This window comes from Halomonas aestuarii (assembly GCF_001886615.1).
GTDB lineage: Bacteria > Pseudomonadota > Gammaproteobacteria > Pseudomonadales > Halomonadaceae > Halomonas > Halomonas aestuarii.
In genome coordinates, this window is record NZ_CP018139.1 from 1,431,914 (window position 1) to 1,447,714 (window position 15,801).

Consider the following 15,801-nt stretch of genomic DNA (forward strand, 5'->3'; position numbering starts at 1 on the left):
CTCAGTCTCCCCGCAGCCGGCCGCCCATCTCCTGGGCCAGGTCCACGGCGTAGTGGTCGGTCATGCCGCCGATGAAGTCGAGCATGCGCCGGTAGCTGTCGTAGAGGCTCCAGGAGGGGCGCGGGGTGTTCTCGCCGATCAGCGCCAGCACCCGCTGGTGCTTGAAGGTGGAGCGGCCGTGGTGGTGCAGCTCATGGGCGGCGCCGATGAAGGCCTCCAGCAGGATGCCCAGGGTGGTGTAGGCGCCGATCTCCAGCTTGGCCTTGCGCTCGTTCTGGAAGATCCGCTTGCGGGCCAGCTGCTTGGCCGCCTTCACGCCCCAGCCCAGGTCCGGGTGGCAGAGCTCCAGCAGGTCGTCCTGCAGGCGCCCGCCCAAAAGCTCCGCCTCGTGCTGCACGAAGACCGCGCCGACGTCGCTGACCGCCCGCTCCATGGCCGCCCCGCGCAGGGCGGCGATGCGACGGCGCTGTGAGACGCCGCCGCGCTGCATCTCCGGGTAGTCCGGCGGCACGCCACCGGCGATCTGGGTCAGGATCCCGGCCACCTCGTCGAACCCCAGGATCCCCATCTCCAGGCCATCCTCGAGGTCGAGCAACGCATAGCAGATGTCGTCGGCCGCCTCGACCAGCCAGGCCAGCGGGTGGCGGCACCAGCGACCCTGGCCCCGGGGCAGCAGGCCGAGCCGGTCGGCCACCTCCTCCAGCAGCTCGCGCTCGCTCTGGTAGCAGCCGAACTTGCCGGCCGCCCCGCCGTGCTCCACCGTCCAGGGGTACTTGAGCAGGGTGCCCAGGGTCGCCGTGGTCAGGCGCATGCCGCCGCGGAACTGGTTGTATTCGATCTGGGTGACGATGCGAAAGCCCTGGGCATTGCCCTCGTAGGTCAGCAGGTCCTGGCGCTCGAGGGGCGAGAGCCCCTCGAGCAGCCCGCTGCCATCGACCTCGGCGCGGGCAAACCAGTCGCGGATGGCGTACTCGCCGGCATGGCCGAAGGGCGGATTGCCGATGTCATGCCCGAGGCAGGCCGCCTGGACGATCACGCCGAGGTCCGCGGGGGTGATCCAGGCCGGCAGGCGGTCGCGCAGCAGCTCACCGACGATCATGCCCAGCGAACGGCCCACACAGCCCACCTCCAGCGAATGCGTCAGGCGGGTGTGGATATGGTCGTTGTCGGTCAGCGGGTGCACCTGGGTCTTGCGCCCCAGGCGGCGGAAGGAGCCGGCGAAGACGATCCGGTCGTGGTCCTTGTGGAAGGGGCTGCGGCCGATCTCGCCCCGGCCGTTTCCGGGGCGGGCGTCCCGGCGGTCATGCAGCCGTCCCGGGTCGAGCAGCCGCTCCCAGCTCATCTGCGTCATGGGCAATTCTCCTTGGAAGGCCCATTCTGGCAGCCCCGGGCGCCGGCGCACAGCCCGGTCGGCCTAGGACAGGCGGCGCCCCCTGATCAGCCAGGAGTAGACCAGGCCGGCCACGATCAGGGTCACGGCGAAGAGGTAGATGCCCACCGAGATGCCGCTGCTCCACAGGATGTTCCACTCCCCGGCCGAGATCGACATGGCACGCCGCAGGTTGAACTCCATCTGTCCGCCCAGCAGCAGACCCAGCACCACCGGCACCGTGGGGATCTCCAGCTTGCGCAGCGCATAGCCCAGCACCCCGAAGCCCAGCATCATGTAGAGGTCGAAGGCGCTATTGTTGAGCGAATAGACCCCGACGAAGGCCACCATCACCACCATGGGCATCAGGAACCAGCCGGGGGCCTGCAGCACCTTGGCGAAGAGGCTCACCAGCGGAACGTTGAGCACCAGCAGCACGAAATTGCCGATCACCAGCGCCGCGACCAGCCCCCACACCATCTCCGGCTGCTGCTCGAAGAGCAGCGGCCCCGGAGTAATGTTCATCGACAGCAGCAGCGCCAGCAGAATCGCCGTGGTGCCGCTGCCGGGAATGCCCAGCGAGAGCATGGGAATCAGGGCACCGCCGGCGGCAGCGTTGTTGCCCGCCTCGGGTGCGGCCACGCCGCGCGGGTCGCCCTCGCCGAAGCGGCCATCGCGGCCCACCCAACGCTTCTCGAGCGTGTAGGCAAGGAAGCTGCCCAGTGCCGCCCCGGCCCCGGGCAGCACCCCGGCCACGAAGCCGATGAAGGAGCCGCGGGCGATGGTCGGCGCACAGCGTCCTGCCGCACGCACTCCGGGAATCGCCGAGCCGAGTGTCAGGGTCGGGCGGCTGGTGCCGCGAATGTCTTCCAGATAGATCAGGCACTCGGAAATGGCGAATAGCCCCACCAGGGCGACGATGAAATCGATGCCGTCGTAGAGCTCGTAGAGCCCGAAGGTGTAGCGCGGCACTCCGCTGACCGCATCGATACCGATACTGCCCAGCAGCAGCCCCAGGAAGGCGGCGATGAAGCTCTTGATCAGGCTGCCGCCGGTCACCCCGCCGATGGTCGCGAAGGCGAGGACGAAGAGCGCGAAGTACTCCGCCGGGCCGAAGCGAATGGCGAACTCGACCAGCAGGGGGGCAAACAGCGCCAGTCCCAGGGTCGCCACCCCGGCGCCGACGAAGGAGGCCACCGCGGAGATGCCCAGCGCCTCGCCGCCACGCCCCTGCAGCGCCATGGGGTAGCCGTCCAGGGTGGTCATCATGGCCGGCTCGTCACCGGGAATGTTGAGCACGATGGAGCTGATGCGCCCCCCATACATGCAGCCATAGTAGACGCTGACCAGCAGGATCAGCGCCCCCGTGGGTTCCAGGCCGAAGTTGAAGGAGAGCGGGATCATCAGCGCCACGCCGTTGACCGGCCCCAGCCCGGGCAAGGCGCCGATCAGGGTGCCGATGGTGCAGCCGATGACCGCCAGGAAGAGGTTCTGAGGCTCCAGGGCCACGGCGAAGCCCTGGGCGAGAAAGGCGAGAATATCCATGTCGAGAGGCCTACCAGTCCAGGCCTGGCATGTTGGGAAGCGGAATGCCAAGGGCGAATTCGAACAGCGCGTATAGGGCCAGGGTGAGCACTCCACCGCTGATCAGTGAGGGCTTCCAGGCCGCCCCGAACAGGCGGACCAGCAGCACTACCGCCACCAGTGAGGCCGGCAGGAAGCCCAGCGGCTTGACCAGGCCGGCATAGCTGCCAAGCACCAGCAGGGTCAGCGCCTGGCGTACCAGGGTGGCGCGACCCGGCCAGCGCTGATTGAGCCCGGGTCGCAGGATCAACAACAGCGACAGCGCCGCCAGGGGCAGGCTGATCAGGCGCGGGTATTCGCCCGGCCCGACGGGTTGCATGAAGCCCGATTCGAGGTCATGGGAGAGCCACCAGGCAACCAGCGCCAGCACCAGCAGCAGGGCGCCGGCGATACGATCGCCGACGACGCCGGGCACCCGCCCGGCGTCGCTATGCAGGGGATCGCTCACTGGATGACCCCGATCTCCCGGGAGATGGCCTCGACCTCGTCGATGGACTCGCGGACGAAGGCATCGAACTCGTCACCGCCACGCCACAGCGGCACCAGGCCGTTCTGCTGGGCGACCTCCTTCCAGGCATCGCTGTCATAGAGCGCCTGGAGGTCATCCACCATGGCGGCATAGTCCTCGTCGGACACCTCGCCACCGGTGTAGAAGCCACGCCAGTTGTAGCCGGCGACGTCATAGCCCTGAGAGGCGGCGGTGGGCAGGTCGGCGAAGGGCTCGGGCAGCGGCTCCTCGGAGAGCACCGCCAGCACGCGCACGTCCCCCGACTCGATGAAACCGGCGATCTCCCCCAGATCCGTGGAGACCACATCCACGTGGCCGCCCATCATCTGGGTCACGGCCGGACCGCCACCGTCGAACTGCACCCAGCGCAGGCTGGCGATCTGATCACCCGGCATACCGGCCGCCTTGGCCAGCATCAGCGCACGGATATGGTCCCAGCCGCCGGCACCGCTGGAGCCGGCAACGGCCAGGGCACCCGGATCCTCGACTATTGTCTCGAGCAGCTGGTCGAGGGTCTCGTACACGCTATCATCATCGACCAGGATCACCCCGACGTCGGTGCCGAGCATGCCGAGCCAGCGCATGGTGTCGGCGCCGCCGGGATACTTGCCCTGGGCGATCTGGGTCATCCCCACGGTACTGGTGGCAACGACCAGGTCGCTGTCGTCGGCACGATTACTGGCGACATTGGCGAAGGCCACGGCGCCTACGCCACCCGGCATGTTGGTAACCTGCACCGGGCTGTCTACCAGCTCCAGGTCGAGCAGCAGCTTGCCCACCGAGCGGCAGGTGAAGTCCCAGCCGCCGCCGGGATCCGCGGGGGCGATACACTCGCTGATGGGCAGCGCATGTGCCGGCATGCCGGCGACCAGGCCGAGGCCCAGCAGGGCCGAGGCGGCCATTCCTCGAGTGGCGTGCTTCATGGTTGGCATCTCGTGGTTCCTCCTGTTGTTGTTATGGCCACGCGCCCACTGGGCCCGGGACCCTCTGCAGCGTAGGTTCAAATGACGCCCTGGGCCTCCAGGGACTTCAACTCGTCTTCATCGAAGCCGAGCTCCGCCAGAACCTCGCGGGTGTGCTCGCCGAGACGAGGCACGGGATGGTGCACCGCTGCCGGTGCCCCCTGCATCTTCACCGGAAAGCCGGTCACGGGAATCCGCCCGAGCTCCCCTTGGTCGAGCTCGATCCGCATCTGCTGCGCCTGGACCTGGGGATCCGCAAAGGTCTCGCGCAGGTCGTGGACACGTCCGCAGGGCACCCCGGCCCGGTTGAGGTGGTCGATCCAGGCATCGACGCTGCGCGTCTCGGTCACCGCCGTGAGGCACTCGCGCAGCGCCTCCCGGTTGGCCATGCGACGGGTGTTGTCGGCAAACCGCTCGTCTTCCAGCAGGTGCAGCAAGTCCAGGGCCTTGAGCAGTCGCTCCACCATGGTGTCGCTGCTCGGCGCGATGGCCACCTCGCCATCGCTGGCCCGGAAGAGGCCATAGGGATACAGCATCGGGTGGTCGTTGCCCGTGCGGGCCGGCAGTTGGTCGGTGGCGAAGAATTCCGCGGCCAGGTAGCCCATCATGCCGATCAGCCCGTTGGTCAGGGCGGTCTCGACGATGTCGCCCTGGCCGCTGCGTTCGCGGCGGACCAGGGCGGCACAGATGCCGAACGCCAGGTTCTGGCTGGCCACCATGTCGCTGATGGGCGGGGCCGCCCGCATGGGCTCGCCGTCGGCCGGGCCATTGACGCCCATGAAGCCGCTCATGGCCTGGGCAATGAAGTCGTAGGCCGGGCGGTCGCGATAGGGGCCGGTGGAACCGAAACCGTTGATGCGCCCGACCACCAGATGCGGGTAGTGCGCGCGCAGGCTCTCGTCATCGAGGCCCATCTTCGCCAGCACACCGGGCCGGAAGTTCTCCACCAGCACATCGGCCCCCTCCAGCAGCCGGTGCAGCACGGCCCTGCCCGCCTCCTGGCGCAGGTCCAGGGTCAGGGAGCGCTTGTTGCGATTGAACTGCGCGAAGTACCAGCTGAAGCCATTGACCATGTTGCCTTGTGCGCGCAGGACGTCGCCATGCCCCGGCGATTCGACCTTGATCACCTCGGCGCCGTGGTCGCCGAGTATCTGGGTGCAGAAGGGCCCGGAGATCACCCGGGTCAGGTCGATGACGCGGATCCCGGAGAGAGAGCCCGAAGCTGGGGGATGATGGTCGGACATGCTCATCCTCTTGCGGTAGGGACATCGGCACAGTCGCCAAGGGCCAGGCGCGGCCCGGCCTTGGTGACTTGAGCGGGGAGCTCTCGCCCCATCAGGCGAGCGGCCAGACGACCGGCCTCGATCATGCCCTCGAGGTCGATGCCGGTCTCGATGCCCATTTCGTCGAGCAGGTAGACCATGTCCTCGCTGGCGATGTTGCCCGACGCCCCCGGGGCGAAGGGGCAGCCGCCGAGCCCGCCGATGGAGCTCTCGTAGCGATCGACGCCCAGCCAGAGGCCCTGCATGACGTTGGCCAGGCCGATGCCGCGGGTGTTGTGGAAATGCAGGGTCGGCGGGAGCGAGGGGGTGACCTCGCGCAGATGACGGACACGCTCGGTGACCAGCGGCGGGGTGGCCATGCCGGTGGTATCGCCCAGTGACAGCCGGGACGCCCCGAGGTCGGCGAAGTGGCGGGCGATACGTCCCACGGCGCGGACGTCGACCTCTCCCTCGAAGGGGCAGCCGAAGGCGGTGGCGATGGCCCCCCGTACCTCGATTCCGCTGCCCTCGAGGCGGCGGGAAATCTGCTCGAACCTCGCCAGGGAGTCGTCGATGGAGCAATTGACGTTCTTGGCGTTGTGCGTGGCAGAGGCGGAGACAAACAGCACCACCGCATCGACGCCCGCCGCCAGGGCGCGCTCGGCGCCCCGAAGGTTCGGGACCAGCGCGGAGAGGTGCAGGTCCGGAATCTGGCGCAGGGCCGAGACCAGTTCGGCGGCATCGGCCAGTGCCGGCACGGCTCGGGGACTGACGAAGGAGGTCAGCTCGAACTGCCTGACGCCCGCCGCCACCAGCGCCCTGGCCAGCCTTGCCTTGTCCTCGGTGGGGAGCAGCACGGGCTCATTCTGCAAGCCGTCGCGCAGGCCCACCTCGGTGACCTGGACACGCGCCGGAACCGCCTCTGATGCGTCGGGCATAGAGCGTCCTATTGAATGATAGGTTGCTTATGCATCGACGCTACGGCAGCGGCGTCATGCTCAACAATGCGCCTTTCGTTCTAGGCAGCCAACGGTCAGTCCTCGGCCAGTGCCGGCAGCAGCGTCTTCAGTTTCCGGGTCAGGGTGTTGCGGCCCCAGCCCAGCAGCTCCGCGGCCTCGCCCTTGCGGCCGCCGGTGTGCTTGAGCGCGGTCTCGATCAGGATCCGCTCGAAGTCCGGCACGGCCTCCTCGAGCAGGTGGGTGTGGCCGGCGGCCAGCGCCCGGTCGGCCCAGTCCCGGAAGGCGGTGCGCCAGTCGCCGACGGCGCCCTCGGTGGCTCCGGGCTCGCGCAGCTCCGGCGGCAGGTCCTCGACCAGCACCTCGCGACCGGAGGCCATCACGGTCAGCCAGCGGCAGGTGTTCTCCAGCTGGCGGACGTTGCCCGGCCAGGGCAGCCGGGTGATATGGGCCTCGGCCTCGGGGGTGAGCACCTTGATGTCGGTGGAGAGCTCCTTGGCCGCCTCGGACAGGAAGTGGCGCGCGAGCCGCGGGATGTCCTCCCGGCGCTCGGCGAGCTTGGGCAGGTGGACGCGGATCACGTTGAGGCGATGGAAGAGGTCCTCGCGGAAGCGCCCGTCCTCCACCAGGGTCTCGAGGTTCTGGTGGGTGGCGGCGATGATCCGCACGTCCACCTTCACCGAGGTGTGGCCGCCCACCCGGTAGAACTCGCCGTCGGCCAGGACCCGCAGCAGGCGGGTCTGGGTGTCGGCGGGCATGTCGCCGATCTCGTCGAGGAAGAGGGTGCCGCCGTTGGCCTGCTCGAACCGCCCCTGGCGCTGGGCCGTGGCACCGGTGAAGGCGCCCTTCTCGTGGCCGAACAGCTCCGACTCGATCAGGTCCTTGGGAATCGCGGCCATGTTCAGCGCGATGAAGGGCTTACCGGAGCGCGGGCTGTGTTGATGCAGGGCACGCGCGACCCGCTCCTTGCCGGTGCCCGACTCGCCGTTGATCAGCACCGTGATGTGGGAGTGCGACAGCCGGCCGATGGCGCGGAACACCTCCTGCATGGCCGGGGCCTCGCCGATGATCTCGGCATCCAGCCCCTCGGGCACGGTGACCGGACGCTGCCGCTCGCGGGCATGGGCCACCGCCCGACGCACCAGGGCCAGCGCCTCGTCCACGTCGAAGGGCTTGGGCAGGTACTCGAAGGCGCCCCCCTGATAGGAGGCCACGGCGCTGTCCAGGTCGGAGTGGGCGGTCATCACGATCACCGGGAGCTCCGGATGCACCTCGCGCACCCGGGCCATCAGGTCCAGGCCATCGAGCCCCGGCATGCGGATATCGGTGACCAGCACGTCGGGCGGGTCCTCGAGCAGGCGCTCCAGGGCGCGATCGGCACGCTCGTGAGACTCGACCTCGAGGTCGGGCTGGGCCAGGGCACGTTCGAGCACCCAGCGGATGGCGCGATCGTCGTCGACGACCACGACACGTGCGACATCAGTCATGGCGCTTCTCCAGCGGAATCAGCAGTCGGAATTGGGTGTGGCCGGGCTCCGAATCGCACTCGATCAGCCCCTGGTGCTGGTGCAGGACCGACTGGGCGATGGAGAGCCCCAGGCCGCTGCCCTCGGCGCGGCCGGAGACCATGGGGTAGAAGAGCGTCTCGCGCAGCGACTCGGGAATCCCCGGGCCGTTGTCGATGATCGCCACCTCGCAGACCAGCCGGTGACGTTCGGCGCCCAGGGTGAACTGGCGGCGGGCGCGCGTCCGCAGCACCAGCCTCGGCGAGGCGGTGCCGGCCTCGGTCATCGCCTCCACGGCGTTGCGGGCCACGTTGAGGACCGCCTGGATCATCTGCGACTCGTCGCCGGACAGGTCCGGCAGGCTGGGGTCGTAGTCGCGCTCGATCCATACCGTCGGGTGCTCGACGATGAGCAGCGACCGGACGCGCTCGAGCACCTTGTGAATGTTGAGGGGCTCGTGACGCATGACCCGGTTGGGCCCCAGCATCGAATCGACCAGGTCCCGCAGGCGGTCGACCTCCTCGATGATGATGCGGGTGAACTCCTGCAGGCCGGGATCATCGAGGTCGCGCTCCAGCAGCTGGGCCGCCCCGCGGATGCCGCCCAGGGGATTCTTGACCTCGTGGGCCAACCCGCGGGCCAGCACCTTGATGGTCTCCTGGCGGGTCTGCAGCGCCTCTTCGCGGGAGATCCGCAGCAGCCGGTCGCGGGGTTCCACCTCGAGCAGCAGCTCATCCGCGGAGAGGGGCGACACCGTGTAGTCGACGGTGAGGACCTCGCCGGTGACCAGGGTCAGGCGCGCCTCGCGCTGGGTAAACGGATGGAATTCGTCACGCGCCTTGGCGAGCAGGGCCCCGATGTCCTCCTCGCCCGTCACCAGGGAGGGCAGGGGCTGCCCCTTCAGGCGGCTGAGGCTGATCGCCAGCAGCGCCTCCGCGGCCGGATTCATCCAGCGCAGCCGGAGCTCGCCATCGAGCAGCAGCACCGCGGTGGTGAGATGTTCCATCAAGCGTTGATACATGGGGACGTCCTGCCCGATCCGGTTCCCGCTCCCCGGAGGAAGCACCTTGAGCACCTGTTGCAAGGAGTCTTGCAAGAAGCGCGCCACTTCATGAGGCAGGTCATGGCGCCGTATCAGGGCAAGGCCGCACCAGCATGATGCACCACTTTAGTGCAAAAGGGCGCGCTGCGCCCATTGCCGTGCAGCGAGACTGGGGAGAGGCAAGGCTCAGGGCGCGTCGTCGGGCAGAGGGTGGTGGTGTGGAGAGTGATGGTGCGGAGGGTGATGAGACGATCCCGGCCACCCTGCCCGCTCGGGGTCGCGTCGCCGCCGGGACTCCGTGCCACGCAGCCGCTCACGGGAGTCGAAGGCCCGTTCCTTGACCCGGTCGGCATGATCGAAGGGATCGAAACGGTCGTCGTCGCGAGGCCGGACACTCCTGCCCATCAGCCGGTCCACGTAGTCGAAGGCAGGCCCCTCCTTCACCCGGTCCGCATGATCGAAGGCATCGAAGCGGCCATCGTCGCGAGGCGCAGGCTCGCGACAGGGCCTGTGGGTGCCGTCCGGACACAGCGGTCGATGTGGCCGGCGATGGGACAGCTAACTGCCCGGGCTGTTGGGGTTCTGGGGCAGGTTGACGCTGGCTCGCTGCACATAGAGGGTCACCGGCGAGGTACGATGGCGCACCGCCCCGCTGGCATCCAGCAGCTCGGCCTGCAGCACGTGTTCTCCGCGCGGCAGGTTGTTCAGCAGGAAGGTATCGGTATTCATGGCCGACTGGCTGATCCGTCCGTCCACCAGCAGCCGCACCCGGTGGTCCTCGCGCAGGTCAGGCTGGATGCCCAGGGTCACCTGGACATTGCCGGCCGCACCGGTGGGCAGGGTCTCCTCCTGGCCGGGCGAGAGGATGCTGAAGCTGTCATAGGGCATGAACGGCTGCCCCGGCGACGCGGTGCCGACGCTCCCCTGGCCACCCTGGACCTCTGGCGCCATGCCCGCCGGCTCGCTGGGACTGGGCACCACGGTGAGCGGGTCGAGCGTCACTTCCTCGCCGCCCCCCTCCGGGTTGTCGGTGAACACCACGTTGCCCTGGGCGTCGATGGTGCGATAGATGGTCTGGGCGTGAGCCGCCAGGCTCACCGACATTCCCAGCACCAACACTGCCAGTGCCTTGTTCATGCGCGTCTTCCTGCGTTGCCGATGGGTTTCCCTTTATCATGCAAGACTAGCGCAGAAGCGAGCGCCCGAGGAATGGCGATTGCGCCAACGCGTTGATATGGGGTGCAGATACCCGACATGCACGCGGCGTGCGGCCGGTGGACACAGGAGATGACGCATGGAGGCATGGCAGACGGTGGTCGCCCTCACGCTGATGGCCGGCATGGCGATGCCGCTGGGAGCCTGGCTCGCCCGGGTGGAATGCATAGCGATCGACTGGCTCGAGAACGAGCTGCGTCACGGCATCATCGCCCTGGGCGGTGGCGCCCTGCTCTCCGCGGTGGCCCTGGTGCTGGTGCCGGACAGCCTGTCGGCCATCTCGCCCTTCGCCGCCACGGCCTGCTTCGTGGCGGGGGGACTGGCCTTCATGGCCCTGGACATCGCCCTGAACCGCAGCGGCACGTCGGCCAGCCAACTGGCGGCCATGCTGTCGGACTTCGTGCCCGAGGCCCTGGCGCTGGGGGCAATCTTCGCCACTGACAATCCCGGGAGCCTGCTGCTCGCCGGCCTGATGGCCCTGCAGAACCTGCCCGAGGGTTTCAACGCCTACCACGAGCTGCGCAGCAGCACGACCTACTCGAGCCGGCGACTGATCGGCCTGTTCCTGCTGGCGGCCTGCCTGGGACCCATCGCGGGGCTGAGCGGCCTGCTGTGGCTCGCCCACTACCCCTCGGCCGTGGCGATGATCATGCTGTTCGCCGCCGGCGGCATCCTCTACTCGGTGTTCCAGGACCTCGCGCCCCAGGCCAAGCTTGCGCGTCACTGGGGCCCGCCGCTGGGGGCGGTGATGGGGTTCGCCCTGGGCATCGCCGCCCACATGCTTATGCCGTGACAAGGCCGTAACAACAACGCCGGGACAAAAAAGAGGCACGCCCTTGGGCGTGCCTCTCGTGATGCCGGGTGCGGCGCCTGAGCGCCGCAGGATCAGCAGCTGTAGTACATGTCGAACTCGATCGGGTGCGTGGTCATGCGGATGCGCTCCACGTCTTCGCTGAGCAGTTCGATGTAGGCATCGATCATGTCGTCGGTGAAGACGCCACCCTCGGTCAGGAAGGCGCGATCGGCGTCCAGCGCCTCCAGGGCCTGGTCCAGGCTCTCGGCCACGGTCGGGATGGACTTGCCCTCTTCCGGCGGCAGGTCATAGAGGTTCTTGTCCATGGCGTCGCCGGGATGGATCTTGTTCTTGATGCCGTCGATGCCGGCCATCAGCATCGCCGCGAAGCACAGGTAGGGGTTGGCGGTCGGGTCAGGGAAGCGGGCCTCGACGCGCTTGCCCTTCGGGCTCGCGGTGTAGGGGATGCGGATGGAGGCGGAGCGGTTGCGGGCGCTGTAGGCCAGCATCACCGGGGCCTCGAAGCCGGGCACCAGACGCTTGTAGGAGTTGGTGGAGGCGTTGGTGAAGGCGTTGAGGGCGCGGGCGTGCTTGATGATGCCGCCGATGTAGTAGAGCGCCATCTCGGAGAGGCCCGCGTACTCGTCACCGGCGAACTGGTTGCTGCCGTCCTTCCAGAAGGACTGGTGGACGTGCATGCCGCTGCCGTTGTCACCGACCAGTGGCTTGGGCATGAAGGTGGCCGTCTTGCCATAGGCGTGAGCCACGTTGTGGATCACGTACTTCATCTCCTGGACCTCGTCGGCCTTCTTGACCAGGGTGTTGAACTTGACGCCGATCTCGTTCTGGCCGGCGTTGGCCACCTCGTGGTGGTGCACCTCGACGGTCTGGCCGATGGCCTCCAGGGTGTTACACATGGCACCGCGGATGTCGTGGAAGCTGTCCACCGGCGGGACCGGGAAGTAGCCGCCCTTGACCCGCGGACGGTGAGCCAGGTTACCGCCTTCCATCGGACGGTCGGTGGACCAGGCGCCCTCCTCGGAGGTGATCTTGTACATGGAGCCCTCGATATCGGACTTCCAGTGCACCTCGTCGAAGATGAAGAACTCGGGCTCCGGGCCGAAGAAGGCGGTGTCGCCCAGGCCGGAGGACTGCAGGTAGGCCTCGGCGCGCTTGGCGATGGAACGCGGGTCGCGCTCGTAGCCCTGCATGGTGGCCGGCTCGATGATGTCACAGCGCAGCACCAGGGTGGCGTCCTCGGTGAAGGGGTCGAGGAAGCCGGAACCATCCTCCGGACGCAGGATCATGTCGGACTCGTTGATGCCCTTCCAGCCGGAAATGGAGGAACCGTCGAACATCTGACCGTTCTCGAAAAACTCCTCATCGACGTCACGGGCCGGAATGGTCACGTGCTGTTCCTTGCCGCGGGTATCGGTGAAGCGCAGGTCGATCCACTTCACGTCATGTTCTTCAATCAGGGCGAGAGTCTTGGCAGACATGGTGTCCTCCACTGTGAGCTGGGCTCGAAAGGTCGAGCTTTAGTAATGCAATGGCGCTGGCTACTCCAGCACGTGTTGTAGCATGCCGCCGGGCCACTGCCCACGGCCGCCATGCAGGCGCATGGCACTGCCAGACATAATGCAGGCAGCGTGCCAGCTTTGCACCACTGCACGGCATATTCCTGTCAAAACATTGATAAATATAGGCTTTGTCACCGATCGCCTGGCCGGCCCATGCACCAGTATCGCCATTTCACCACGGCAGGCCAGGGAGGCCGGCGCATTTCTGCACCATATATGTGCACACGGAGCACCATTCGCACCGCTTTGGGTCATTCGACAATCGCCCGACGATGGCACGCCTCATGCCCTCCGGCGCCGGAAGGTCAACCCTCGTGCACAGGAAAATCAGTCCGCTGCCGATTGATACGCGTTAACACCAAAAACTACACTCACTTACATGGCGGCGCCGACCGGGGTGCCGCAGGTTCCGGAGAGTCGTCGAGTCAGTGCGACCTGCGCTTCACCACAAGGATCGGCCCGAGCATGATCGTCTGCAGCATCCTCCTCGATGCCCGTTCCTCGGGCCCGGGGCTGCCACGGCGCCTGGCGGCCCTGCGGCCCCTGGCGCAGCGCCACGACCTGCGCCTGGAGGTGGTGCTCGCCGACGACACCGACGACTCACGCCTGCTGACCCTGGCCAGCCGGCACGGGGCTCGCCTGGTCACCACCGAGGGCACCCCCCTGGGGGACCGTCTCAACACGGCGGTGGCCCACAGCCAGGGAGAGGCCCTGCTCTTCCCCGCGCCGGGACGCCTCATCCCCGCAAGCTGGCTCGTGGATACCCTGGCGGACATCGAGCACCACCGGCGGGATGCCGTGGTCCTGACGTCATCGACCGGCCACCGGCTGGCGCACCTCTGGCATCGCCTGCGCCATCTCTACCTCGGCGACACCCTCTGCGTGTCTCGCGTCTGGTTCGAGCGCATCGGCGGCTGCGACCCGTCGCTGGACACCGAGGCCCTCCCCGACCTGATCGCGCGCCTGCATGCCTGCCAGGCCAGGGTCGCGTCCGTCGTGGCCTGAGCCGAACGCCCCTTTTTCGGTCCTCGGCAGGCTCCCAACCCACTGATATGCCGTCGCGCCACGAGATTCAGGGCGACAAAGCTGGTAGCCATCATCGCCCTGCCCCTATAATGCGCCCCCAATTTTGTCAGCAGGATCCCGTCGTGATCGAGAATCTTCGCAACATCGCCATCATCGCTCACGTCGACCACGGCAAGACCACCCTGGTCGACAAACTGCTCAGCCAGTCCGGCACGCTCGACCGCAAGGCCGAGGGGCAGGAGCGCATCATGGACTCCAATGACCAGGAGAAGGAACGCGGCATCACCATCCTGGCCAAGAACACGGCGATCCACTGGCAGGCCCCCGACGGCCAGGGCTACCACATCAACATCGTCGACACGCCCGGACACGCCGACTTCGGCGGCGAGGTCGAGCGCGTCATGTCCATGGTCGACTCGGTGCTGCTGCTGGTGGACGCCGTCGACGGCCCCATGCCGCAGACCCGCTTCGTGACCCAGAAGGCCTTCGACCAGGGCCTCAAGCCCATCGTGGTGGTCAACAAGATCGACCGCCCGGGCGCGCGCCCGGACTGGGTCATCGACCAGATCTTCGACCTGTTCGACAACCTCGGCGCCAGCGACGACCAGCTCGACTTCCCGATCATCTACTGCTCGGCCTTGAACGGCATTGCCGGGCCGGACCCGGACGAGCTGGCCGACGACATGACGCCGATGTTCCAGTCCATCGTCGACATCGTCGAGCCGCCCAAGGTCGAGCTGGACGGTCCCTTCCAGATGCAGATCTCGGCGCTGGACTACTCCAGCTACGTCGGCGTCATCGGCCTGGGCCGTATCACCCGCGGATCGGTCAAGCCGAACCAGCAGGTCACCGTGATCAGCAAGGAAGGCAAGACCCGCAAGGGCAAGATCGGCCAGGTCATGACCCACCTGGGCCTGGAGCGCGTGCAGACCGACGAGGCCACCGCCGGCGACATCGTCTGCGTCACCGGCATCGACGCCCTGGCGATCTCCGACACCCTGTGCGATCCGGCCGCCGTCGAGGCCCTGCCGCCGCTCACCGTGGACGAGCCGACCGTCTCCATGACCTTCCAGGTCAACGACTCGCCCTTCGCCGGCAAGGACGGCAAGTTCGTCACCAGCCGCAACATCAAGGATCGCCTCGAACAGGAGCTGATCCACAACGTGGCGCTGCGCGTCGAGCAGGGCGAGAGCCCGGAGAAGTTCATCGTCTCCGGCCGTGGCGAGCTGCACCTCTCGGTGCTGATCGAGACCATGCGCCGCGAGGGCTTCGAGCTGGCCGTGGGCCGCCCCGAGGTGATCATCCGTGAGATCGACGGGGAGAAGCGGGAGCCCTACGAGGAAGTGATCATCGACTGCGAGGAGCAGCACCAGGGCGCCGTCATGGAGGAGCTCGGCTACCGCAAGGGCGAGCTGATCAACATGAACCCGGACGGCAAGGGCCGCGTGCGCCTGGACTTCATCATCCCCGCCCGCGGGCTGATCGGCTTCCGTGGCCAGTTCCTGACCCTGACCTCCGGCACGGGTATCCTCACCAGCCGCTTCGACCACTACGGCCCGCTCAAGCCGGACGCCTCCATCGAGCGGCGCAACGGCGTGCTGGTCTCCATGGTCCCCGGCAAGGCCCTGGCCTATGCCCTCTATGCCCTGCAGGAGCGCGGCAAGCTGATCATCGACCACGGCACCGAGGTCTACGAGGGCATGCTGATCGGCATCAACAACCGGGCCAACGACATGGTGGTGAACCCCACCAAGGGCAAGAAGCTCGACAACATGCGCGCCTCGGGCAACGACGAGAACATCGTGCTGACCCCGCCGGTGAAGTTCAGCCTGGAGCAGGCCATCGAGTTCCTCGATGACGACGAACTCGTCGAGGTCACCCCGCACTACATCCGGCTGCGCAAGAAGCACCTGACCGAGAACGAGCGCAAGCGCGCCAGCAAGAAGTAAGCCGGCCCGCCGCTCCCGGAGCCCGCCCATCCGGCGGGCTCTCTCGTTTC

Annotated in this window: 13 protein-coding genes; 3 read left to right on the forward strand and 10 right to left on the reverse strand. The window is 67.6% G+C overall.

What is annotated here, in order from left to right:
• Nucleotide 1: 1 nt before the first annotated feature.
• The 9 genes from BOX17_RS06555 to BOX17_RS06595 form a co-directional block, all read right to left on the reverse strand.
• Nucleotides 2-1,351, reverse strand: coding sequence for a deoxyguanosinetriphosphate triphosphohydrolase (locus BOX17_RS06555; protein ID WP_071942880.1), 1,350 nt, complete (start codon nt 1,349-1,351; stop codon nt 2-4).
• 63 nt (nt 1,352-1,414) lie between these two features.
• Nucleotides 1,415-2,914: a tripartite tricarboxylate transporter permease gene (locus BOX17_RS06560; RefSeq protein ID WP_071942882.1), complete on the reverse strand. Its 1,500-nt coding sequence runs from the start codon at nt 2,912-2,914 to the stop codon at nt 1,415-1,417.
• Nucleotides 2,915-2,924: 10 nt separating this feature from the next.
• Complete coding sequence (locus tag BOX17_RS06565) at nt 2,925-3,401, reverse strand: tripartite tricarboxylate transporter TctB family protein (protein WP_083582095.1); 477 nt, start codon at nt 3,399-3,401, stop codon at nt 2,925-2,927.
• Nucleotides 3,398-4,384 carry a Bug family tripartite tricarboxylate transporter substrate binding protein gene (locus BOX17_RS06570; RefSeq protein WP_071942884.1) on the reverse strand — a complete coding sequence of 329 codons (987 nt, stop codon included), beginning with the start codon at nt 4,382-4,384 and terminating at the stop codon, nt 3,398-3,400. Before BOX17_RS06570 ends, BOX17_RS06565 begins: the two co-directional genes overlap by 4 nt.
• Nucleotides 4,385-4,461: 77 nt before the next feature.
• On the reverse strand, nt 4,462-5,667 hold the full coding sequence (locus BOX17_RS06575) for a CaiB/BaiF CoA transferase family protein (protein WP_071942886.1): 1,206 nt from the start codon (nt 5,665-5,667) through the stop codon (nt 4,462-4,464).
• Between the two features lie 2 nt (nt 5,668-5,669).
• Nucleotides 5,670-6,623, reverse strand: coding sequence for a hydroxymethylglutaryl-CoA lyase (locus BOX17_RS06580; RefSeq protein ID WP_071942887.1), 954 nt, complete (start codon nt 6,621-6,623; stop codon nt 5,670-5,672).
• A 95-nt stretch (nt 6,624-6,718) separates the two neighbouring features.
• A complete protein-coding gene (gene glnG / locus BOX17_RS06585) occupies nt 6,719-8,128 on the reverse strand; it encodes a nitrogen regulation protein NR(I) (protein WP_071942889.1) in 1,410 nt (469 codons plus the stop codon).
• Nucleotides 8,121-9,167, reverse strand: a complete 1,047-nt coding sequence (gene glnL, locus BOX17_RS06590; RefSeq protein WP_071942891.1) for a nitrogen regulation protein NR(II) — start codon at nt 9,165-9,167, stop codon at nt 8,121-8,123. Before glnL ends, glnG begins: the two co-directional genes overlap by 8 nt.
• Before the next feature lie 579 nt (nt 9,168-9,746).
• On the reverse strand, nt 9,747-10,325 hold the full coding sequence (locus BOX17_RS06595; protein ID WP_071942893.1) for a DUF4124 domain-containing protein: 579 nt from the start codon (nt 10,323-10,325) through the stop codon (nt 9,747-9,749).
• Nucleotides 10,326-10,482: 157 nt separating this feature from the next.
• On the opposite strand from BOX17_RS06595, the gene BOX17_RS06600 reads away from it, so the two are divergent.
• Nucleotides 10,483-11,196 (forward strand): ZIP family metal transporter, encoded by a 714-nt coding sequence (locus BOX17_RS06600; RefSeq protein WP_071942895.1) that lies wholly within the window; start codon nt 10,483-10,485, stop codon nt 11,194-11,196.
• Nucleotides 11,197-11,288: 92 nt separating this feature from the next.
• On the opposite strand, the gene glnA is transcribed toward BOX17_RS06600, so the two are convergent.
• A complete protein-coding gene (gene glnA, locus BOX17_RS06605) occupies nt 11,289-12,695 on the reverse strand; it encodes a glutamate--ammonia ligase (RefSeq protein WP_071942897.1) in 1,407 nt (468 codons plus the stop codon).
• 546 nt (nt 12,696-13,241) lie between these two features.
• Here glnA and BOX17_RS06610 point away from each other — a divergent pair.
• Together BOX17_RS06610 and typA are read left to right on the forward strand one after the other, a co-directional pair.
• On the forward strand, nt 13,242-13,781 hold the full coding sequence (locus BOX17_RS06610; RefSeq protein ID WP_071942899.1) for a glycosyltransferase family A protein: 540 nt from the start codon (nt 13,242-13,244) through the stop codon (nt 13,779-13,781).
• Nucleotides 13,782-13,924: 143 nt separating this feature from the next.
• Nucleotides 13,925-15,751 carry a translational GTPase TypA gene (gene typA / locus BOX17_RS06615; protein WP_071942901.1) on the forward strand — a complete coding sequence of 609 codons (1,827 nt, stop codon included), beginning with the start codon at nt 13,925-13,927 and terminating at the stop codon, nt 15,749-15,751.
• Nucleotides 15,752-15,801 lie beyond the last annotated feature (50 nt).